Origin of the sequence: Kitasatospora phosalacinea (assembly GCF_030268885.1) — a bacterium.
GTDB classification, from domain to species: domain Bacteria; phylum Actinomycetota; class Actinomycetes; order Streptomycetales; family Streptomycetaceae; genus Kitasatospora; species Kitasatospora phosalacinea_C.
This window is the reverse complement of record NZ_BSSA01000039.1, coordinates 49,278-70,626: the sequence shown is the minus strand read 5'-3', so window position 1 is coordinate 70,626 and position 21,349 is coordinate 49,278. Positions and strand designations below refer to the sequence as shown.

Below are 21,349 nucleotides of genomic sequence, written 5' to 3'. Positions count from 1 at the left end.
GACGACTCGTAGGACGGCTTGCACGCGCAGACACACATGGCGGCGATCATCGCGGACATCTCGACCGCGACGACCACCCCCAGCGATCACGCCACGCAGTTGATCAATTACCCCACACTTTCTCAGGGGCGGGCCTCAGGCGCGGCGCGGGCAGGTGGCGCAGGGGTTGGCCGGGTCGACGGCGTAGTAGAGGCAGCAGCCCTGCCGGGTGCGGGTCCAACCGCCCTGCTCGCGGCGGAAGTTCGCGGGGCCGGTCCACGGCCGGGCCCCGGCGGGCAGCAGCGCGGTGGCGGTGGCGACGGCGCGGTCCTCCTGGCCGAGCATCCGGCCGAGGTACCAGATACCGGAGAGCAGGTCGTCGGTGGCCATCCCCCACAGCGCGCGGGGGCCGCGGCGGACGAGCGGCTGGAAGGCCGCGAGGACGGGGCCGACGTGGGCGGCCACCGCGTCGCGCAGCACGGCCCCGTCGCCGGGGGCCCCGTCACCGGGGCGGAGCGCGAACTCGCCGGTGGCGGCGTCGATCCAGAGGCGGTCGGCGGTCAGGTGCGGGACGCGGCGCTCCAGGTACCAGACGCCGCTGATCAGCAGGGAGCCGGTCCACAGGCAGTGGTGCAGCAGCCGGGAGGCGGCCACGTGCGGGCGCGGCGCGCTGCCGTGGCGGGCCCGGATGCGGGCGGCCTCGCCCTCGACCAGCCGCTCGACGGCGGACGCCAGCCGGTCGGCGGGCACCCAGTCCCGGCCGTCCTCCGGAGCCCCGTCCACCAGCCGGAACGTCAGTGCCGGGCAGGTGTCGGCGAGTTGACGGTACGTCAGGTGGAGCAGTCCGGTCGCGGGTGCGGGCCGGGCGGGCAGGTCGAGCATGGCGGTTCCCTTCGGGCGGGAGGCCCGGGGCACGGCCCGCGACCCACCGGCACTTGACTTATTTAGGTTAGCCTAACCAAAATCTCCTCCTGTGCTCAGAACCGAACCGTCCGTGTCCACGGCCCCGGTGCCCAGGTCCGCGGCGGCGCGGCAGACCCTGCTGCTCGCCGCCGGCCTCGGGACGCTCGCGCTGTGCGCGGCCCTCAGCCTCGCCCTCGGATCGCGATCGATCCCGCTCCCCACGGTGATTGACGCCCTGTCGGGCACGGTGCACGGCGCCGACGCCGACGTGGTGGTCGGCCTGCGGGTGCCGCGGACCGTCATCGGGATCGCCGTGGGCGCGGCGCTCGGCGCGGCCGGGGCGGTCGCCCAGGGCGTGACGCGCAATCCGCTGGCCTCGCCGACCACCCTGGGCATCAACGCCGGGGCGGGGTTCGCCGTGGTGACCGCGATCTTCGCGCTGGGCCTGTCCCACCCGCTGCAGTTCGTCTGGTTCGCCGTCGCCGGAGCGGCCGGTGCCGCCCTGCTGGTGTACGGCACGGCGCGCCGCTCGGGCGACCTGGACCCGGTGCGCCTGGCCCTCGGCGGCACCGTGCTGTCGGCGGTCCTGGCGTCCTGGACGTCGGCGCTGATGCTGGCCAACCGGCGGACCCTGGACGAGGCCCGGTTCTGGCTGGCCGGTTCGATCGGCGGCCGCAGCCTGGACGGGCTGTACCAGGTGCTGCCGCTGCTGCTGGTCGGGGTGGTGCTGGCGCTGGCGATCACCCCCGCGCTGAACGCGCTGGCGCTCGGCGACGAGACCGCGCAGGCGCTCGGCGTGCCGGTGGCGCGGATCCGGGTGGCGGGCGGTCTGGCGGTGGTGCTGCTGGCGGCCGGTTCGGTGGCGGTGGCCGGTCCGGTGGCGTTCGTCGGTTTGGCCGCGCCGCACCTGGTGCGCCCGCTGCTGGGCAACGACCACCGGCTGCTGGTGCCCGGCTGCCTGGTCGCCGGTCCGGTCCTGCTGCTGTTGGCCGACGTGCTGGGCCGACTGGTGGTGCGGCCCTCCGAGATCGAGGTCGGGATCGTCACCGCGTTCCTCGGCGCGCCGCTGCTCGCGGTGCTGGCCCGGAGGGCGGCGCGATGAGCCCTCACACCCTGACCCCCGCCCGTCCCGGCGCCGCCGGGGCCGTGGCCGGGCCGGGCCGGCTGGCCCGGGCCCGGCGGCGGACCCTGGCGCTGATCGCGGCGGCCGCCGTCCTGCTGGTGCTGATGACCGGGGTGGCGCTCTCCACCGGCCAGGTGTCGATCCCGCTGCCGGACGCGCTGGGCGCGCTGTTCGGGTCCGGCCCGGCGGGCGACGTCCTGGTGGTGCGGGAGTTCCGGGCGCCGCGGGTGCTGTCGGCGCTGGTCGCGGGCGCCGGTCTGGCGGTGGCGGGTTCGCTGCTGCAGCGGCTGCTGCGCAACCCGCTGGCCTCGCCGGACGTGATCGGCGTGACCGGCGGCGCCTCGTTCGGCGCGGTGCTGCTGCTGGCCACCGGCGCCTCGCAGGCGCTGACCCCGCTGGCGGCGCTCGGCGGCGGGCTGCTGGCGGCCGCGCTGCTGGGCGCGTTCGCCTGGCGCTCGCGGATGGCGGTGACCCGGCTGGTGCTGGTGGGGCTGGCCGTGCAGGCGGGCCTGGCGGCGGCCGTCAACCTGATGATCGTCCGCTTCCCCGCCGAGCTGGCCGGGCAGGCCCTGCAGTGGACCACCGGTTCGCTGTACGGCCGCACCTGGCCCGAGCTGTGGGGCGCGGGCGGGGCGGTCGCCGCCGTGACCGCCGCCGTCTTCCTGGCCGACCGCCGGGTCGCGGTGCTCGACCTGGGCGACGACTCGGCCGGCGGCCTGGGCCTCGACCCGCACCGCACCCGGCTGGGCCTGCTGCTGCTCGCCGTGGTGCTGGCCTCGCTGGCCGCCGCACTGGCCGGGCCGGTCGGGTTCGTGGCCCTCGCCGTACCGCACCTGGTGCGGCTGCTGGCGGGCCCGCCGACCCCGGCGACGCTGGCCCTGACCGCACTGACCGGCGCGCTGTTGCTGACCGCCGCCGACCACCTCGTCCTGCACGTCCTGCCGGTGCACGGCCTGCCGGTCGGCGCCGTCACCGCGACGCTCGGCGCCCCGTGGCTGCTGGTGCTGATGATCCGCCAGGGCCGACTGCCGCAGAGGAGTTCCCGATGACCACGACCACCGACGCCCCCGACACCTCCGACGCCGCCCTTCCCGCCGACCGGCTGGCCGCGCACGGCCTCCACCTGCGCTACGGCGACCGCACGGTCGTCCGGGGCCTGGACCTGGAGCTGCCCGGCGGCGCCGTCACCGCGATCGTCGGGCCGAACGCCTGCGGCAAGTCCACCCTGCTGCGCGGCCTGGTCCGGCTGCTGGCCCCGGCGGCCGGGGCCGTCACCCTGGACGGCGCCGACATCCACCGGATGCCCGCCCGGGCGCTGGCCCGCCGGATGGGCCTGCTGCCGCAGCAGCCGGTCACCCCGGAGGCGGTCACCGTCGAGGCGCTGGTCCGGCTCGGCCGCTACCCGCACCAGCGGATGCTCACCCCGTGGTCGGCCGCCGACCAGGCCGCGGTGGAGGAGGCGCTGCGCCGCACCGGCACCGACGCGCTGCGCGACCGCCCGGTCGACCAGCTCTCCGGCGGCCAGCGGCAGCGCGCCTGGATCGCGCTCGCCCTGGCCCAGGACACCGACCTGCTGCTGCTGGACGAGCCGACCACCTTCCTCGACCTGCGCCACCAGCTGGACGTCCTCGACCTGGTCACCGACCTGCACCGGGACGCCGGACGGACGGTGGTCATGGTGCTGCACGACCTGGGCCAGGCCGCCCGCTACGCCGACCACCTGGTGGTCCTGCACGACGGCGAGCTGGCCGCGGCCGGGCCGCCCGGCGAGGTGCTCACCGCCGAACTGGTCGAGCGGGTCTTCCAGGTGCCCTGCCGGATCGTCCCCGACCCCGAGACCGGCACCCCGCTGGTCGTCCCGCTGGCCCGCCGCTGACCGCACCCCCCTGACTTCCGGTGGCGCCCGTGCGCTCCACCGGCGATGGACCCTGCCCGCAGAACACTCCCGCAAGGACCGAAACATGATCAACCGCAAGCTCTCCGTCGCCCTGCTCGCCGCCGTCCTCTCCACCACCCTGCTGACCGCCTGCGGCAGCGAGGGCACCGGTGACACCAAGCCCGCCGCGAGCCGGGCGGCCGGTGACAGCGCCGCGGCCTTCCCGCGCAGCGTCAAGCACGCGATGGGCACCGCCGAGATCAAGGCCCGGCCGCAGCGCGTCGTGGTGCTGGACTCCGGCGAGCTGGACGACGTCACGCTGCTCGGCATCACCCCCGTCGGCGCGGTCGCCCCGCACCTGAAGACCGAGGGCGGCTTCCCCGCGTACCTCAAGGACAAGGTCGGCGGCGTCAAGGACGTCGGCCCGATGAACGAGCCGAACCTCGAACTGATCGCCTCGCTCAAGCCGGACCTGATCCTCACCTCGAAGGTCCGCCACGAGAAGGTGTACGACAAGCTCAACGCGATCGCCCCGACCGTGATGGCCGAGACCACCGGCGAGCCGTGGAAGGGCAACCTCAAGCTGTACGCGCAGGCGCTGGGCAAGGAGAGCGAGGCGGCCGCGGCGCTGAGCGACTACGAGGCCCGCGCCGCGAAGCTGGGCGAGGAGATCAGGGCCAAGTACAACGGCACCGCCCCGACCGTCTCGGTGGTCCGCTTCGTGGCCGGTCCGACCCGGCTGTACCAGAACGCCTCGTTCAGCGGCGTGGTGCTCAAGGACGTCGGCCTGGCCCGCGCGACCAAGGCGCCGGACGTCGACAAGTCGATGCTGGAGGTCAGCCCGGAGCTGATCAACCAGGCCGACGCCGACCTGGTGTTCGTCACCACCTCCGACGACCCGTCCAAGACCAAGCAGGCCGAGGTCCAGCAGACCGCCGTCTGGCAGGGCCTGAACGCGGTCAGGAACGGCAAGGTCTTCACCGTCCCGGACGAGACCTGGATGTCCGGCATCGGCGTCCAGGCCGCCGACCGGATGCTCGGTGACATCGCCGCGGCCGCCGGCGTCGACGCGCCCAAGTAACCACCCGCCCCCACGACCCGAACGGGACTGATCGCCTTGCGGCTCCACCTGCTCGCCCTGAACCCGACCGACTCGGTGACCGACGGCTTCCTGCCCGCCGCGGCCCGGCTCGGACTCGACGTCACCGTCCTGACCGACGACACCGCGGCCCATCACCGGGCCTACGCGGAACGGGAGTTCAGACCGCGGCTGGTCGAGTGCGACGTCCGGGACTTCCGCTCGGTGATCAGTACCGTCTCGCAACTCGGCGCCCCGGACGCGGTGTTCAGCAACAGCGACCACCTGCAGACGCAGACCGCACTGGCCGCCGAGTACTTCGGGCTGCCCGGCAAGGACTGGCGGGCGGCGCTGCGCGCCAAGGACAAGGGCCAGCTGCGCCGCCACCTGGCGCTGACCGGACTGGACGCCGTCCGCTCCGCCGAACTGCCGCCCGGTGCCGACCCGGTGGAGCTGGACGTCCCCTTCCCGTGTGTGGTCAAGCCGCGCGAGGGCGTGGCCAGCGAGGACGTCTCGCTGGTCGGCGACGCGGCCGAACTCGCCCGCCGCTGCGCGGAGATCCGCGCGCGGCGGCCGGAGGCGGTGCTGGTCGTCGAGGAGTTCCTGGCGGGCGAGCTGCACACCCTGGAGACCCTCGGCGACGGGCACGCCCGGCACGTCCTCGGCGGGTTCCGCACCCGGCTCTCCCCGCCGCCGGACTTCGTCGAGGAGGTCCTGACCTACGTCCCGGCCCACCCGGCGGACGTCACCGGGCAGGTGCTCGCCCAGCTCGACGCGCTCGGCGTCGGGCTCGGCGCCTGCCACACCGAGTTCGTCGTCCAGCCGGACGGCCGGGCCCGGATCATCGAGGTCAACTACCGTGCCATCGGCGACCAGTGCGACCTGATGCTGGAACGCATCCTCGGCGTGCCGTTCTTCGAACTGGTGCTGCGCGCCCACCTCGGCGAACGGCTGCCCGCCGGCCTCGGTGCGCGCACCGACCGGCGGGCCCGCAACGAGGCGGTCCTCGCCGACCGGGCCGGCACCCTGACCGCCGCCCCCGGCCCGTACGACGCCGAGCACGACGGCGTGACGCTCTCCTACCGGCCGGTGCGCCGGATCGGCGAGCGCCACGAGCTGCACCGCACCAACCGCGACTACCTGGGCGTGGTCTGGGCCGTCGGCCCGAGCCAGCACCGGGTGGACGCCGCCGTCGCCGGGTTCATCGCCGCCAACCGCTGGGAGATCACCCCGTGAGCCCCGTGAGCCCCGTGAGCCCCGGAAGTCACGTGCGCCCCGGGAGTCCCGTGCGCCCCGCCGAGCAGTTGACGCTGCGGGTGCTGAGCGCGCTGCTGCGCGAGGACGTGCTCGGCCTGCGCAGCGGCGCGAGCGTCGAGCGGCGCGCGGACGGGCCGTGGCTGCGCAGCGGCGCCTTCGCCCTGCCGGTGGCGGCCGAGGGCTTCCAGTGCGAGTACGCCGCCCGGCTGCCGCTGCTGGAGGCGGACGGCGCCCAGCTGACCGAACTCCCGGCGATCCTGGCCGCGTTGGCCGGGGCGGCCGATCCGCTGGACCGGCCGGGGCACCTGGCGTTCGCCGAGGAGTGCCGACAGACCCTGGCCACCATGGAGCTGCACGAGGAGGTCCGCGACGGGGTGCACGCGCGGCTCGCCGCGGCGTACGGCCCGGACCCGGCGCACTGGACCGGCCCGGCCGCCTCGCTCGCCTTCGACGCCCTCGCCGCCTACCTCGACCACCCGGTGTACCCCACCGCCCGCGGCCGCTCAGGACTGACGGAGCGTCAACTCATGGCGTACGCACCGGAGTTCCACCGCCCGTTCGAGCTGCGCTGGCTGGCCGTGCCGGCCGGTGAGCTGGACGTGCGGGGAGCCGAGCCGCTCCCCCCGTGGTGGCCGAGCGCCCGCCGGTTCGGGGTGGAGGGCGCCTACCTGGCCCTGCCGGTGCACCCGCTGACCGCCGACCTGCTCCCGGACCTGCCCGGCGCGGTGCTGGCCGAGGAGCCGTACCTGGAGGTGCTGCCGACCCTGTCGATGCGCACCGTGTCGGTCGTCCGGGACCCTTCGGTGCACCTCAAGCTGCCGCTGGCCACCGCCACCCTGGGGCAGCGCAACCGGCGCACCATCAAACCCGGCACCCTCACCGACGGGGCCGCCGGGCAGCTGCTGCTCCAGGCCGTGCTGGCGCGCGAGCCCCGGTTCGCCGGGCGCGTCCTGCACGCCGACGAGCAGAGCCACCTGCAGGCCGCCGGGGAGGAGCTGCTCGCCGTCCTGGTCCGGCGCCAGCCCGCCGGGCTCGACGGCGCGGTGACCGTCCCGCTGGCGGCGCTGCTGGCCGTCGCGCCCGGCGGCCGCCTGGTGGTCGACCACCTCGCGGACCGCTTCTACGCGGGCTCGGTCCTGGAGCTGTACCGGGCGCTGCTGGAACTGCTGCTGGACTGGCAGACCACCCTGTTCGGGTACGGCATCGCGCTGGAGTCGCACCAGCAGAACACCTCGCTGGTGCTGGACGCCGACGGCGGCCGGACCAGGCTGCGGCTGCTGTACAAGGACAACGACGGCCCCCGGATCAACCTCGCCCGGCTCGGCGAACTCGCCCCCTACCGAAGGCTGTTCGACGACGCGCGGATCTTCGGCGACCGGGACCGGCCGCTGACCGACCTGTTCACCACCATCACCGGCCACCTGTGCACCGCCTCGCTCGCCTTCGGCCTGGCCGAGCACGGCCGCGCCCCGCTGGAGCGGACCCTCGGCCTGCTGCGCGAGACGCTCGCCGCGGCCGTCGACCGGCTCGGGGCGGCCGGCGACCCGCTGCGCACCGACCTGCTGGAGGCCCGGCGGCTGCCGGTCAAGGCCATGGTCACCGCGGGCACCCTGCTGGCCAAGGACCGCTCGGGCGCCGTCGACGTCAACAAGCACTACACCGACGGCCCCAACTACCTGCTCGCCGCGGGGCGGCCGTGAGCACCGGCGCACTGGAACGCGGCGCCCGCGCCGCCGCGCGGCCCGACGGCGGCGGCCTGAACCGCCGCCAGGTGCACGGCGTGGCCGCCTGCTACTTCGTCGCCTCGTTCGCGGCGCTCGGCCTGCCGCCGTACCTGACCGAGATCCTGCCCGCGCTGGGCGACCGCGAGGGGCACTGGGCCGGGCTGCTGTACGTCGTGCCGACCGTGTTCAGCGCCCTCGGCGCGCCGCTGTGGGGGCGGCTGGCGGACCGGTTCGGCCGCAAGCGGCTGCTGCTGCGCGCCCAACTCGGGCTCACCGTCTCCTTCCTGCTGGCGGGCGCCGCCGACTCGCTGCCCGCCTTCACCGCCGCGCTCGTCCTGCAGGGCTTCCTCGGCGGCACCTTCGCCGCCACCAACGGCTACCTCGGGGCGGCGCTGCGCGGCTCCGACCTGTCCCGGGCGCTCACCCTGATGCAGGGCAGCGCGCGGGCCTCGCTGGTCGCCGCGCCGGTCCTGGTCGGTGCGCTCTCGCCGTGGCTCCCGCCGCACCGGCAGTACCTGCTGATGGCCGTGCTGCCGCTGGCGGCGGCCGTCCTGCTGGCCTTCCTGCCCGAGCCCGAGCCCGCGCGCCCGGCGGGCGGCGGGGCGGCCGAGCAGCCCGCCGGTCCGGCGCCGGTGCGGCTGCTGCGGCTGCTGTACGCCTTCGAGTTCGCGTTCGTCTTCGCCACCGTCGTCTCCTTCCCCTACCTGGTCGCGCTGGTCGAGCAGCGCCTGCCCGGTGTCTCCGGCACCGTGGCGGGCGTGCTGTTCGCCCTGCCGCACCTGGTGTACCTGCTCACCGCCGGGCGGGTGCACCACCTGTTCCACCAGCGGCCGCGCACCGGCCTGCTGGCCTCCTTCGCCCTGGTCGGCCTCGGCCTCGCCGGGCACGGCGCCGCCCACGCGCTGCCCGCCCTCGTCCTCGCCCGGGCGGTCCTGGGCGCCGGTCTGACGCTCGGGCTGGTCTGCCTGTCCGTGCTGGCCGCGGCCGCCGCCGAAGGCCGGGCCCCGGGGCGGATGTTCGGCACCCTGGAGCTGGTCTCCAAGGGCGGCGCGGTCGCCGCGGGCGCGGTGGCCGCCGTGGTCAACGGCGCCTTCGGCCCGACCGCCCCCGTGCTCGCCGGTACCGCCGCGGCCGCGCTCGCCGCCGTCCTCGTCCTGCTGACCCGCTGGAGCCCCCGATGACCACGCAGACCGACCGCCGTCCGACCGCCGCGGCCCCGGCCCCGGACGCCCTGCCCTCCGCCGACGACGCCGTCGCCCACACCCTGCTCAACTGCCTGCTGCGCGAGGTCTCCGGGCCCGAGCACCAGACCGCCGTCACCGACGGCGCCCTGCTGCTGCGGCTGCCCCGGCGCGGGGTGCTGCTGCGCGTCGCGCTGCGCCGCACCTCGCTGCTGGGCGCGCACCGCTTCACCGGCCCGGTCAGCGAGCAGGTGCCGGGCGGCTGGCGGGAGTTGGGCTGGCGCGAGCTGGCCGGGCACGTCCGCGCCGAGCTGACCCTGCGCACCGGCGTCGCCAACGAGGAGTTCCTCGACCAGGTCGCCTCCAGCCACCGGGTGGTGGCCACCGCCCTCGCCGGGCGCCCGGCCCCCGGCGGCGACCGGTACCTGGAGTCGGAGCAGGCGCTGCTCTTCGGCCACCGCTTCCACCCCGCGCCCAAGTCCCGGTCCGCGCCGAGCGGTTCCTGGTCCGACTACGCCCCCGAGGCCCGGGCCGCGTTCCGCCTGCGGCACCTCGCCGTGCGCACCGAGTACGTCGCGCAGGACACCGCCGACCCGGCCGCGCTCGCCCGCCTGGACGCGCTGCGCCCGGTGCCGGAGGGCTACACCCTGCTGCCCGCCCACCCCTGGCAGTACCGGCTGCTCGCCGACCACCCGCTGTTCACCGCCGCGCTGGCCCGCGGCGACGTGCTCGACCTCGGCGAGGGCGGCGCCCCGTACGCGGCCACCGCCTCGGTGCGCACCCTGTACGGCGGGGGCGCGTTCCTGAAGTTCAGCCTGAACGTGCGGATCACCAACTGCCTGCGCAAGAACTCCGCGTACGAGCTGACCGGGGCCGTCACCCTGACCCGGCTGCTCGCCGAACCCCTCGCCGACCTGGCCCGCCGCTTCCCCGGCAGCGCGGTGCTGCGCGAGCCCGCGTTCCGCACGCTGGCGCTGCCCGGCCCGGACGGCGCGCCGGACCTCGCGCTGTACGAGGGGTTCGGGTTGATCGTGCGCGAGGGGCTGGACGGGGTCGTCCGCCCCGGCCTGACCCCGCTGCTGGCCGGGGCGGTCGCCGACGAGTACCCGACCAGCTCGGCCCACGTCGGCGCGCTGCCCGCCGGGCGGGACGCCGCGGGGGCCCGCGCCTGGTGGGCCGCCTACCTGCGGCTGGTCGTCCCGCCGGTGCTGGCCGCGTACTTCGACCACGGCGTCGTCCTGGAACCGCACCTGCAGAACGTGCTGGTCTGCGTGGACGGCGAGGGCCGCCCCGCCCAGGTGCTGTTCCGCGACCTGGAGGGCACCAAGCTGCTGCCCGAGCACCACGCCGCCGCGCTCGCCGCGCTCCCCGGCGACACCGCCGGGCCGATGACGTACGACGCGCAGCGCGGCTGGGACCGCGTCGTGTACTGCCTGGTGGTCAACCACCTCGCCGAGCTGCTGGCCGCCCTCGCCGACCGGCACCCCGACCTGGAGGCCACCCTCTGGGAGGAGGTCCGGGCCGTGCTGGCGCAGTACGCCGCCGCGCACGGCTGCCCGCCCCGGCTGGCCGCGCTGCTGGCCGGGGTCCCGCTGCCCGCCAAGGCCAACCTGCTCACCCGGTGGAGCCGCCGCCCGGACCGCGAGGCCGGGTACGTCCCGCTGGCCTCGCCGCTGTCGATCCCGGCCGGCGCCGCCCCCGCCCCCGTCTCTGCGAAGGAGTGCGCGTGAACGTCCCGACGACGGCCGCCGCCCTGACCGAACTCCCGGCCTACCTCTACGACCTGGCGGCGCTGCGGGCGCACGTCCGCGAGGTCCGGGCCGCGCTGCCCGAGCGGGTCGAGCTGTACTACGCGGCCAAGGCCAACCCGGAGGGGCCGGTACTGGCCGCGCTGCACGGGCTGGTGGACGGCTACGAGGTCTCCTCCGGCGGCGAGTTGACCCACGTGCACGCCACCGTGCCGGACGCGCCGCTGGCGTTCGGCGGCCCGGGCAAGTCCCCGGAGGAGATCGCCGCAGCGCTCCGGCTGCCCGCCGTCCACCGCTGGCACGTGGAGAGCGAGCGCGAACTGCACCTGCTCGCCGCGGCGGCCGCGGCCGCCGACCGCCCGGTGGACGTGCTGCTGCGGGTCAACCTGCCGGTCGGCGACGGCGACCTGGCGGGGGTCGCGCTGGCGATGGGCGGCCGCCCCACCCCGTTCGGTCTGGACCCGGAACGGGTCGAGCGGTGCCTGGCCCTGCTCGCCTCCCCCGGCGCCGCCCGCCTGCGGCTGCGCGGCGTCCACGCCCACCTGGCCAGCGGCCTGTCCGCCGCCGAGCACCTGCGCGTCGCCCAACGGGTCGTCGACTGGTCGGCGGCCCTCGCCGCCCGGCACGGCCTGGCCCTGGAGGAGGTGAACGTCGGCGGCGGCATGGCCGTCGACTACGACGACCCCGACGCCCGCTTCGACTGGCCCGCCTTCGGCCGGGGCCTGGCCGAACTGCTCGGCCGCCACCCGTCCCTGACGCTGCGCATCGAACCGGGCCGCGCCCTGACCGCGCACTGCGGCTGGTACGCCACCGAGGTCCTGGACGTGAAGCGCAGCCACGGCGAGGACTTCGCCGTCGTCCGCGGCGGCACCCACCACCTGCGCACCCCCGCCACCCGCGGGCACTCGCAGCCCTTCACCGTCCTGCCCGTCGACCCCTGGCCGCACCCCTGGCCGCGCCCCGGCGTCACCGACGCCCCCGTCACCGTCTCCGGCCAGCTGTGCACCCCCAAGGACGTGCTGGCCTCCCGCACCCCCGTGGCGGCCCTGCGGGCCGGCGACCGCCTGCTGTTCGCGATGGCCGGCGCCTACGCGTGGAACATCTCGCACCACGAGTTCCTGATGCACCCCCGCCCGGCCTTCCACTACCTCCCCGACGAGGGCTCCGGCCCTTCGGCGGCCGCCCCCTGACCCGCCTCGACGCCCCCGGCCCGCGGGCCGGGGGCGTCGGTGCCGTTCACCTCCGCCGACCGCCCCGGACGCAGGAGCGGTCCGCGCGCGGCGGCGGGGCGGCGCGGTCTCAGCCGGCGAGGATCCGTGCCTTCTGGGCGGCCAGTTCGTCGTCGGTGAGGACGCCCTGCTCCTTGAGCTCCGCCAGTTGCCGGAGCTGCTCCAGCTTCTGGTCCATGCTCGACGGAGCGGGCGCGGCAGGGGCGGGGGCGGGCGGGGCCGGGTCGGGCACCTGCACGTACCGGGTGTCCTGCTGGGCCCAGCGGCCGGCTTGGCGCCGGGAGACCCTGTTCGAGACGGCGGTGGCGGTCCCGGCGACGACGGCGGTACGGGCCACTCCGCGGAGAAGTCCGGGCATGTGCTTCCTCCTGTGGGGGTGGGACGGCGGGGCCGGGCGGGCCCCGGGGTCAGCTCGACGAACCGGGTGACTCGATCGCGTCGAGGACCTCGACGAGGTCCTGCACCGGGATGCGCCCGCCCGCGATCATGCGGGCGTCGGCCCGGCGCAGGGCAGTGGCCAGGGGCGCTGCCCACCGGTTCTCGTAGAGCAGGACGGCGGCGCTGTCGCCCGGCTCCAGGAGCGCACCGGCCTCGGCGAGGTCGGTGTCGCCGAGCAGGCCGGAGGACGCGCCCTCGAAGACGGCGAGGTCGAGGCGGCCGTCGCCCGTCAGGTCGGCGATCTGGAGGACGCCGACCGTTCCGTCGGCGTCCTTGCGCAGGAAGGTGAGGTCCAGGACGCGGATGATCCCGCGGTCGACCAGGTCGATGAGCAGCGGGAGGCCCTCGCCGGTGAGCCGACTGCCCGGGAAGGAGATCACCAGGTAGTCGATCGGGCCGAGTTCTTCCACGTCGTGCGGGCGGTCGTTCACGTCAGCTCCAGGAGGAAGACGCCGTCCGGCCGCCGGTAGCGCGACCGGGGCCGAGACCCGGGCGGTGCCGCGGTCTCGGTCCGGTCCCACGCTAACGCGCGCGTCCGCCCCCCGCCCGGCGGGCGGACCCTCCGCCCGCGCGGGCGGGTGGAGGGTCCGGTGCCGCCCGTGGTGGCCGGGTTCCCGGTCTCCGGGGCGTCGCCGTTGCCATGAGCGGTTCTTATCGCTCGGGTAGAAAGCAAGCCTTGGACTCATGGCCGGGGTCGGCGAGAGGGTCGGAGTGCGGCTGCCGCGCGAGTGGCGGGCGGCCGGTCCCGACGTTCCACGGAGGAAGGACTCCCATGCGTTCGCACGCTCTCGCCCGCACCGCCGCCCTCGTCGCCGCGGTGGCCTGCCTGGGCGGCGGCACCGCTGCCGCCGCCCGCGCCCACGACGTCGGCCGCCCGTCGGCCGCGCACGCCTGGCCGCAGCGCCTGGTCGACCGCTCCCCCGGCCTGGTCCTGCCCGGAGCGGTCACCGTCGACCGCTCGATCGGCGAGCGGCGGGCCGCCCAGGAGGTGCACCTGGCCCAGCAGTTGTACACCTTCTGGAACACCGGGGAGCAGAAGTACCTGGACGCCGCCGTCAGCCCGCAGTTCAGGGACAACACCCTGCCCGCGGGCCGTCCGCAGGGCCCCGCCGGACCGCTCTCCGCCTCGGCGAACTTCCGCGCCGCGGTGCCGGACCTGACCTGCGAGCTCTCCGACCTGCTGGTCACCGGCGACGAGATCACCGCCCGGCTGGTCTTCCGCGGGCACTTCACCGGGACCTTCCACGGCGTCCGGGGCCGGGGCCAGGACGTCGAGTTCAACGCCATCGACATCCAGCACGTCGGCACCGACCGGATCGTCGAGGACTGGCACGTCGAGGACAACGAGACCCTGCTGGCCCAGCTGGGCGTCGGCGGCTGATCCGCCCCTCCCCGCACCCGCGCGGTGGGAGCGGGGCGGGCGGGATGGCGTCAGTGTCCTTACGGATCAGCCCCGGTGACGGTACGTCAGGACGGCGTGGGTGCCCAGGCCCAGCAGGAGGCCCCAGAACGGGGCGCCGATGCCGAACAGGGTCATGCCGGAGGCGGTGGCCAGGAAGGTGACCACCGCACCGTCCCGGCCCCGCTCCTCCGCGACCGCGGCGGCCAGGCTGCCCTGGAAGGAGGCCAGCAGGGCGACGCCGGCGATCACCGCGATCAGGGCGTGCGGCAGGCCGGTGAACAGGCTGACCAGGACCCCGCCGAAGCTGCCGACCAGCAGGTAGAGCACCCCGGTGGCCATCCCGGCCACGTACCGCCGGCGGGGGTCGGGGTGGCTCTCGGGGCTGGTGCAGATCGCGGCGGTGATCGCCGCCAGGTTGACGCCGGGCGAGCCGAACGGGGCGAGCAGCACCGACAGGCCGCCCGTCGCGCCGACCAGCAGCCGGTCGTCGGGCTGGTAGCCGGAGGCCCGCATGACGCCGAGGCCGGGGGCGTTCTGCGAGGCCAGCGCGACGATGGTCAGCGGCAGCGCCAGGCCCACGGCGGCGGACCAGGAGAACGCGGGGGTGGTCCAGACGGGACGGGTGGGGCCGCCGGAGCCGAGGTGCAGCGGGAGTCCGACGGTGGCCGCGGCCAGCAGCGCGCCCGCGAGCAGCGCCAGCGGGACGGCGTAGCGCGGCACGAGGCGCTTGGCCAGCAGGAAGACGGTGAAGCTGCCCAGCACCAGGACGGGGGCGGCGTGCAGTTCGGCGAAGATCCCCGCGCCGAACGTGAACAGGATGCCGGCCAGCATGGCGTTGACGATGCCGACCGGAATCGCCCTGATCAGCCGCCCGAACAGGCCGGTGGCGCCGAACAGCGCGACGGCCACCGCGCTGAGCAGGAACGCCCCGACCGCCTCCGGGTAGGGGTACGCGCCGAGGCTGCCGACCAGCAGCGCCGCGCCGGGGGTCGACCAGGCGGCGATCACGGGGGTGCGGGTCCACCAGCTGAGCAGCAGGCAGCTCAGTCCGCTGCCGATCGACACCGCCCAGATCCAGGAGGAGGTGTGCGCCCGGTCCAGGTGCCCGGCGGCGGCCGCGGCGAGCACGACGACCAGCGGGCCGGAGAAGGAGACGGCGATGCACACCAGCCCTGCCAGCAGGGCGGGCAGCGAGACGTCCCGCCGCAGCGAGGGCCGGTCCGGCAGCGGGGCGGGGGGCTGGGCCGGGGCGAGCCCGACCGGAGCGACGGTCCGATGGTCTGACATTGCAGCAGTATCCCGTCCCACCGGACCGCCGTGGTGCGCTCCCGTTCCGGCCGCCCCGCCCCGCCGGTTCAGCTCTTGCCGCTCAGGCGCCAGACCTGGTTCTTCTTGGTGGTCAGGGCACTGGCCGGGTCACAGGTCCACTGGTGGACGAGTGCTCCGACGGCGGTGGAGATCCCGCTGACGTCCACGCACTTGCCGCTGTGCACCGCGACGAGCTGGTAGTCGGCGGCGGCGGCCTGCCGCAGCGTGAACTGCTGGTTCGTGCCGCCGTGGCAGGTCCACTGCTCGACCACCGCCCCGTCCGCGGTGGAGGCGCCGGCGACGTCGAGGCACTTGCCGCTGTGGCGGTTCACCACGGAGTAGGTGTCCGCCGCCCCCTGCACCGGGCGGAAGTCGAACTGCTGCCCGTCACCGGCGCCGCAGGTGTACTGCCGGTACTGCGTGCCGTCGGCGGTGCTCAGGTCGGGGTCGTCCAGGCAGTACCCGCTGTGCTGGGCGACCGCGGTCGACGAGAAGGCGGACCGGCCGGAGGCGAACTGCCACCAGTCCAGGTTGAACAGGTACCCGCTGCCGCCGACGAACCGCAGGTACAGGTCGTGGGTCCCGGTCGCACCGGTGACGGGGCACGAGACCGTGCTCCAGGTCTGCCAGCCCCCGGTGCCCGGCACGGTGCAGGTCCCGACCGTCGGCCCGGTGACGCCGTCCAGGTGCAACTCGATCCGGCCGCCGCCGGCGCCCGAGGCCACCCTGGCGGTGAACGAGGTGGCACCGGTGCCGAAGGCCGCGCCCTTGACCTTGGTGTAGTCGCCGTTCTCGATCCAGCCGACGTCCGTCCCGCCCTCGCTGGAGGGTTCGGTCTCGATGCCGCTGCCCCACGCGATGGTCTCGGCCTCCTGACGGACGTAGGGGTCGAGCGTGCCGACCTGCGGCACCCCGGCCGTCGTCATGGTGATGGTCGGGATGGTGCCGTCGGCGTTGTAGGCGAACTTCTCCACCGCGACCGACCGGGTGTAGCCACCGCCGCCCGGCAGGGCGCCGTTGTGGTAGAAGAAGTACGAGCCGCCGTTGAAGTCGACGATGCCGACGTGGTTGGTGAAGCTACTGCCCTGCGTGGGCATGATGGTGCCGCGGTAGGTCCACGGCCCGGTCGGGCCGGGCGAGGTGGAGTAGGCGATGAACTCGGAGCAGCACTTCGCCGCGAACACCATGTAGTACAGGCCGTTGCGCTTGTAGAACCACGGGCCCTCCTCGTACAGGGTCGGCCGGTTCGCGTCTCCCGTGCGGGTGCCGAACCCCGCGGTGGTCAGCGGTACCTGCGTCGGGCTGCCGGAGTACGAGATCATGTCGGCGTTGAGCCGCACGTACCACAGCCGCGGGTTCCCGTAGTACAGGTAGGCCTGCCCGTCGTCGTCGACGAAGACGGTGGGGTCGATCTCGGCGTTCTGGATCAGCGGGTGGCCGAGCGCGTCGTGGAACGGCCCGGTGGGGCTGTCCGAGACCCCGACGCCGATGGCCTGCGACCCGTTGGTCATGCGCACCGGCACGTACCAGTAGAACTTGCCGTTGCGGTGGACGGCCTGGCCCGCCCAGGCGTCCGAACCGGCCCAGCTGAAGGTCGCCAGGCTCATCGGCGAGCCGTGATCGGTCCAGTTCACCATGTCCGACGAGGACCACACCCGCCAGTCGCGCATCGTGAAGGTCGTCGAGTTGTCCTCGTCGTGCCCGGTGTACAGGTAGACCCGGCCGTTGTAGACCAGCGGCGCCGGGTCGGCGGTGTAGACGTGCTGGACGATCGGGTTGTCCGCCCGGGCCGCGGCCGGGAGGAACGCCACCGCGCAGAGAAGGCTGGTCATCACGGCGAGGAAGCGTTGCGACCACCGCTGGAGTGTGGATGTCACTGTGTGGGTCCCTTGTCGGATAGGGGGGATGAACGGGTGGCGGCGACGGCAACCAGCGGAAGGCGCTGTTAGCGCTAACATTCCTGGCTGCGGGCATGCGGAAGGGTGGACCCGCAGTGCAGTTGAACGCGCCGCGCCTGACCCGAGTCTCCCTCAGCATGTACAGGACCAGCCAGAGTTCCGCCCGAAGGGGAGGCAGACGCTCCGCATCCGGGTCGGCGGCGCGGCGCCTCGCCCGGTCGACGGACCGCCGCACGTCGTCACGGAGCTGCGGGGCCGGTCCCCGTCGGGTCGCCGGAGGTTCCGGCCCGGTTCCTGCGCCCGTGGGACGTCCGCCCGACGGTCCGTCGTCCGTGGACGCTACGATCACGGCCACCCGAACGGAAGGAAGGCCGCCCATGGGCCTGTTCAGCGGACGCAGGCGGGCCCGGGCGGAGAACGCCCTCCGGCAGGCCGAGTTGGTCGCCGCGGGCCCGGCGCCCTGGCGGGCCGGACGGGAGGCCCGCAGGGCCGTCGAGCACTGCACCGCGGTGTTCGGGCCGGGCGCGGAGGCGACCGCCCGCGCCCGCACACTGGTGGCCGGGGCACTGCGCGCGGCGGGGAAGCTCGACGGTGCGGAGGCCGAACTCCGGTCCGCGCTCGCGGTGGTGGCACCCGACAGCGCGTCGGACGGCACGCTGCGCGGCGAACTCGCCGTGGTGCTGGAGCTCGGCGGACGGGCGGCGGAGGCCGAGCAGGAGGCCCGGCGGGTGCTCGCCGCGGGACACGGCACCTGGGAGACCCGCCAGTGGCTGGCGATCGCGGTCGGCTCGTCGGGGCGGCACCGGGAGGCCGCCGAGCTGTTCGCGGAGGCCGCCGGGCACGCCCTCGACCTGCCCGGCGGTGGGACGCACTCCTGCAAGCTGCGCAGCGACCGGCTCGCGCAGTTGGTGTTCCTGGGCCGCTTCGCGGAGGTGGACGAGCAGGCGGTGGAGCTCCGCGCCCGGGCCGCCCGGCTGTCCGGCCCGGCGGGCCTCCTCGTCCCGGTCGCGGTGGACAACAACCGGGCCCTCGGCCTGGTGCTGCGCGGGCGCCCCGAGGAGGCCGAGCCCCTGCTCCGGAAGGGCCTACGCACCGTGGCCGGCCGGGGCCGGTTCGCCGTGGTGCTGCAGGTCAACCTGTCCCGCGCGCTGCTCGCACGGGGTCGGGTCGCGGAGGCCGCCGATGCGGTGGCCGCGGCCAGGACGCTCACCGGCGGGGTGCAGGTGCTGCCCGTGCACGACCGCACCGCCCTCGCTCACGCCGAGGCCGCCGTCCTGCTGGCCCGCAACGAACTCGCCGGAGCGGAGCGGCGGGCCCGTACCGCCCTCCCCCACCTCGCCCCCGCCCACCACCGGGCCCTCGAACTGCGCACCCTCCTCGGCACCGCCGAACTCCGCCGGGGCAGCGGCAGCGACACGCTCACCGCCGTCCTCGCCGACTGGCAGACGCACTTCGGCCCGGACCACCACGGCGCAGCAGTAGCCCGGACGGCACTGACCGCCGGAGGGTGACGGCGCACCGGGAACAGGCTCCTCGGTGCCGCTCCGGGCGGTGGGGCAGTACTGACTTCGGCTTGTCAAGGTGATGTTGGGGTGTCGAGGGCCAGGCCGGTACCGGCTATGAAGCCGTCGAGGGTGTCGGGTCGGTACTGCAGGCGTTTGAGCCGGTGGCGGACGAGGGCTTCGAGGCGGTCGAGGGCCATGACGGCGAGGTTGGCGAGACTGTGCTTGACGTGTGCCCGGACCCACTCGACGGGGCTGAGGTCGGGTGAGTGGGCGGGCAGCAGGAACACCGTCAGCCAGGCGCGCTCGGCGACCAACTCGCGCATGGCGTGGGAGACGTGGGTGTTCAGGCGGTCCCGGACCAGCACGATCGACGCCTTGACGAGTTGGTGGGCGCCGTCGACCAGGGCGATGAAGTCGCGTTCGCCCATGCTGCGGCGCACGCCCTTGGCCGCGGGGTGGGTGCACGCAGGCGGTGGCACAGCCGGGTGCGGGAGCCGGGCCGCATCGCGATCAGCCCGGCCACTGACAGGCGTCCCGAGCGGCGGCCGCTGACGGTCACGACCGGCGTGCGGCCGCGCCGGCCCCAGGTGCGTCCTCGGGGCGGCCGGCGGGTGAAGCCTGCCTCGTCCTCGAAGCAGACGTAGCCCCGCAGGCCGCCCGAGCCCTTCTACCTCCTCCCAGGTCACCTCCTTCCACGCGATGACGGCCTGCTCGTCGCGCTCGGCCACCCGGCGCGCGGGGACCTGCGGGCTGAAACCGAGCCGGTGCATCAGCCGCGTCGCCCCGGAGACGCTGTACGTGACGTGGAACTTCCGCCCGATCAGCGTCGCCACCCTCGCCGCCGTCCACACCCGGTCCTCCACCCAGCCGCGCGCGGTCGACCCCTGCTCCAGATGCGCGGCGAGCTTGGCCAGGCAGCGCGGGGACGGGCGGCACCGGGACCCGCCCGGGCCGCGTGACGCAAGTGCCTCGACCCCGCCCTCACGCCACAACTGATGCCACTGGTGAGCCGACTTCAAGCTCACCCGCAGACGCCTGGCCACCTCCGCCGGCTTCACCTCCTGCTCGAACAACGCGGCCGCCTGCACCCGCACCGACTCCCGGCGCAGCCGTCCCGCGGCGGTCAGCCCGCCACCATCCGCATATCTCACACATCATCGGTACGGCCACCGCTGCAGGCTCATCAGGCACTCCACACAGATTCACCCCGACGTGCCGAAGTCGGTACTGCTTCCATCACCGTCCTCACCACGACGATGCAGCAACTGGAAGCGTCCATCACCAGCGGAACCCCCGCATCAGGCCACGCCGTCATCTGTCCGGCTCCGCTGCCACTGGTCGACGACCTGTTGGAGGGTCTCGCTCATGAGGGCCAGGTACTCGGCGGAGTCACTGAAGCGGGCGCCGGCCGGGGTGGCGGGTCCGAGGGCTTCGGCGGCGCTGCGGAGTTCGGCCACCAGGCTCCTGTGCAGCTGGACCGCCGTCAGGGTGGAGCGGAGCCAGATCTCGCCGTCGATGACGTAGCGCTCGCGGCGCTCGCCGGGAAGTCGTTCCCGGCGGAGCAGGCCCTGTTGCTCGAGGAAGGCGACGGCGTGCGACACGGACGCCGGGCTGACCCGCAGTTGCTGGACCAGGTCGGCGGCGGTGAGGCTGCCCGCGTCGGTGACGAGCAGGCAGACCAGCACCTTGGACGCCATTGACGGCATGCCCTGCTGCTCGATGAACGCGGTGACGGACTCCGCGACCTTCCGGACCACGTGTGGATCGCGTCCCTGCGCGTCGGGGAGCAGCAGCGGTTCACTGGGCGGGGCCTGCTTGGGGCGGCGCGCTCGGTGTCGGGTGGCTTCCCGGGCCCGGGCCGCCCGGTAGCCGTCAGGTCCGCCGTTCCGGGTCACCTCGCGCATGATCGTGGAGGCCGGCCGATCCAGGCGTCGGCCGATCTCCGTGTATCCGAGCTTTTCGGCCAGCCCGGCCGCGATCTGCTGACGGTCCTCGTCGGTGAGCCTTCCTCCGGGCATCGGTGTTCGTCTCCTCAGGGTCTGCGCGGTGCCCCGCTTCCAGATGCAGAGTAGCCGAGCGCACGAGGGTCATTGCAATGCGATGCCCCTGCGCCACTTGCATTTAGCACCACAGTCATTGCAATGGTGAGGCCAAACCTCCTCTACCACAGGGCTTTTCATCACCCAGAGTTGTTGCAGGATAAGTAAACGCAATGTACGGTCATGCGAGTTCAGGGATTTCCGAACAGTCACCGGCCAGGCAGAAGGAGCACCTCGTGTCAATCACCCTCTCCGAGCAGGACAAGCTGACCCTCCGCACTGCCGCCTACGGCGCCATCTCGCTGCTGACCGCGGCCGGCGCCACCGACAAGCCGCACAAGATCGCCACCGAGGGCTCCATCGCCCTGTCGGCCGCGACCGGCCTGGTCGGGTACGTGCTCGCCGAGAAGTCCGAGGGCGCGAAGGTGGACGGAAAGTCCGTGGCCGCGGTCGCGGACCAGGTACTGCCGGCCCTGACCGCAGCGATGGCCCTGCTCAAGCGGCTGGACCAGGCCGAGGCCGAGAACTTCCGCAGCACCGTCCTGGTCGCCGTCGACGCGGCCACCCGGGGTCTCAAGGGCGGGCCCGGCCCGGTCCTCGCCGACATCATCCGCAAGATCACCGCTGCCCTCGACGCAGCCTGACGACACGCCAGCCCCCA

General features: G+C 74.7%; 18 protein-coding genes and 1 pseudogene. 12 read left to right on the top strand and 7 right to left on the bottom strand.

Annotation, left to right across the window (positions count from 1 at the left end):
- Window positions 1-135: 135 nt before the first annotated feature.
- Window positions 136-861: a (2Fe-2S)-binding protein gene (locus QSK52_RS35355; RefSeq protein WP_285740354.1), complete on the bottom strand. Its 726-nt coding sequence runs from the start codon at window positions 859-861 to the stop codon at window positions 136-138.
- Between the two features lie 112 nt (window positions 862-973).
- Here QSK52_RS35355 and QSK52_RS35350 point away from each other — a divergent pair, with 112 nt between their 5' ends.
- The 9 genes from QSK52_RS35350 to QSK52_RS35310 all read left to right on the top strand — a co-directional run bounded on the left by QSK52_RS35350 (window position 974) and on the right by QSK52_RS35310 (window position 12,059).
- A complete protein-coding gene (locus QSK52_RS35350; protein ID WP_285740353.1) occupies window positions 974-1,984 on the top strand; it encodes a FecCD family ABC transporter permease in 1,011 nt (336 codons plus the stop codon).
- Window positions 1,981-3,054, top strand: coding sequence for a FecCD family ABC transporter permease (locus tag QSK52_RS35345; protein WP_285740352.1), 1,074 nt, complete (start codon window positions 1,981-1,983; stop codon window positions 3,052-3,054). The genes QSK52_RS35350 and QSK52_RS35345 overlap by 4 nt, the downstream gene beginning before the upstream one ends.
- Window positions 3,051-3,881, top strand: a complete 831-nt coding sequence (locus tag QSK52_RS35340) for an ABC transporter ATP-binding protein (RefSeq protein ID WP_285740351.1) — start codon at window positions 3,051-3,053, stop codon at window positions 3,879-3,881. The genes QSK52_RS35345 and QSK52_RS35340 overlap by 4 nt, the downstream gene beginning before the upstream one ends.
- An 85-nt stretch (window positions 3,882-3,966) precedes the next feature.
- Window positions 3,967-4,962, top strand: a complete 996-nt coding sequence (locus tag QSK52_RS35335; RefSeq protein ID WP_285740350.1) for an ABC transporter substrate-binding protein — start codon at window positions 3,967-3,969, stop codon at window positions 4,960-4,962.
- A 36-nt stretch (window positions 4,963-4,998) separates the two neighbouring features.
- Window positions 4,999-6,195 (top strand): ATP-grasp domain-containing protein, encoded by a 1,197-nt coding sequence (locus QSK52_RS35330; RefSeq protein ID WP_285740349.1) that lies wholly within the window; start codon window positions 4,999-5,001, stop codon window positions 6,193-6,195.
- 50 nt (window positions 6,196-6,245) lie between these two features.
- Entirely contained in the window at window positions 6,246-7,916 is a 1,671-nt protein-coding gene (locus tag QSK52_RS35325; protein ID WP_285740348.1) for an IucA/IucC family protein, read from the top strand.
- On the top strand, window positions 7,913-9,121 hold the full coding sequence (locus QSK52_RS35320; RefSeq protein ID WP_285740347.1) for an MFS transporter: 1,209 nt from the start codon (window positions 7,913-7,915) through the stop codon (window positions 9,119-9,121). Before QSK52_RS35325 ends, QSK52_RS35320 begins: the two co-directional genes overlap by 4 nt.
- On the top strand, window positions 9,118-10,851 hold the full coding sequence (locus QSK52_RS35315) for an IucA/IucC family protein (protein ID WP_285740346.1): 1,734 nt from the start codon (window positions 9,118-9,120) through the stop codon (window positions 10,849-10,851). Before QSK52_RS35320 ends, QSK52_RS35315 begins: the two co-directional genes overlap by 4 nt.
- The gene (locus tag QSK52_RS35310; RefSeq protein WP_285740345.1) at window positions 10,848-12,059 is read left to right on the top strand and encodes a type III PLP-dependent enzyme; all 1,212 of its coding nucleotides are present in this window, start codon (window positions 10,848-10,850) and stop codon (window positions 12,057-12,059) included. Before QSK52_RS35315 ends, QSK52_RS35310 begins: the two co-directional genes overlap by 4 nt.
- Before the next feature lie 109 nt (window positions 12,060-12,168).
- Here QSK52_RS35310 and QSK52_RS35305 read toward each other — a convergent pair whose 3' ends face one another.
- Together QSK52_RS35305 and QSK52_RS35300 are read right to left on the bottom strand one after the other, a co-directional pair.
- The gene (locus tag QSK52_RS35305) at window positions 12,169-12,456 is read right to left on the bottom strand and encodes an SHOCT domain-containing protein (protein WP_285740344.1); all 288 of its coding nucleotides are present in this window, start codon (window positions 12,454-12,456) and stop codon (window positions 12,169-12,171) included.
- Window positions 12,457-12,505: 49 nt separating this feature from the next.
- Entirely contained in the window at window positions 12,506-12,967 is a 462-nt protein-coding gene (locus QSK52_RS35300; protein ID WP_285740343.1) for a DUF6325 family protein, read from the bottom strand.
- Between the two features lie 341 nt (window positions 12,968-13,308).
- On the opposite strand from QSK52_RS35300, the gene QSK52_RS35295 reads away from it, so the two are divergent.
- Window positions 13,309-13,917, top strand: a complete 609-nt coding sequence (locus QSK52_RS35295) for an ester cyclase (protein ID WP_285740342.1) — start codon at window positions 13,309-13,311, stop codon at window positions 13,915-13,917.
- A 66-nt stretch (window positions 13,918-13,983) separates the two neighbouring features.
- On the opposite strand, the gene QSK52_RS35290 is transcribed toward QSK52_RS35295, so the two are convergent.
- Both QSK52_RS35290 and QSK52_RS35285 read right to left on the bottom strand, forming a co-directional pair.
- Complete coding sequence (locus QSK52_RS35290; protein WP_285740341.1) at window positions 13,984-15,225, bottom strand: benzoate/H(+) symporter BenE family transporter; 1,242 nt, start codon at window positions 15,223-15,225, stop codon at window positions 13,984-13,986.
- A 68-nt stretch (window positions 15,226-15,293) separates the two neighbouring features.
- Entirely contained in the window at window positions 15,294-17,078 is a 1,785-nt protein-coding gene (locus QSK52_RS35285) for a family 43 glycosylhydrolase (RefSeq protein WP_285740340.1), read from the bottom strand.
- A gap of 443 nt (window positions 17,079-17,521) precedes the next feature.
- Between QSK52_RS35285 and QSK52_RS35280 the strand changes: the two genes are divergently transcribed.
- Window positions 17,522-18,655: a hypothetical protein gene (locus tag QSK52_RS35280; protein WP_285740339.1), complete on the top strand. Its 1,134-nt coding sequence runs from the start codon at window positions 17,522-17,524 to the stop codon at window positions 18,653-18,655.
- Between the two features lie 65 nt (window positions 18,656-18,720).
- Here the strand turns inward: QSK52_RS35280 and QSK52_RS39755 are convergent.
- Window positions 18,721-19,800: pseudogene (locus QSK52_RS39755) on the bottom strand (IS630 family transposase).
- Window positions 19,801-19,947: 147 nt separating this feature from the next.
- The gene (locus tag QSK52_RS39750; protein WP_435053447.1) at window positions 19,948-20,667 is read right to left on the bottom strand and encodes a helix-turn-helix domain-containing protein; all 720 of its coding nucleotides are present in this window, start codon (window positions 20,665-20,667) and stop codon (window positions 19,948-19,950) included.
- 257 nt (window positions 20,668-20,924) lie between these two features.
- Here QSK52_RS39750 and QSK52_RS35255 point away from each other — a divergent pair, with 257 nt between their 5' ends.
- Complete coding sequence (locus QSK52_RS35255; RefSeq protein WP_285740338.1) at window positions 20,925-21,332, top strand: hypothetical protein; 408 nt, start codon at window positions 20,925-20,927, stop codon at window positions 21,330-21,332.
- Window positions 21,333-21,349 lie beyond the last annotated feature (17 nt).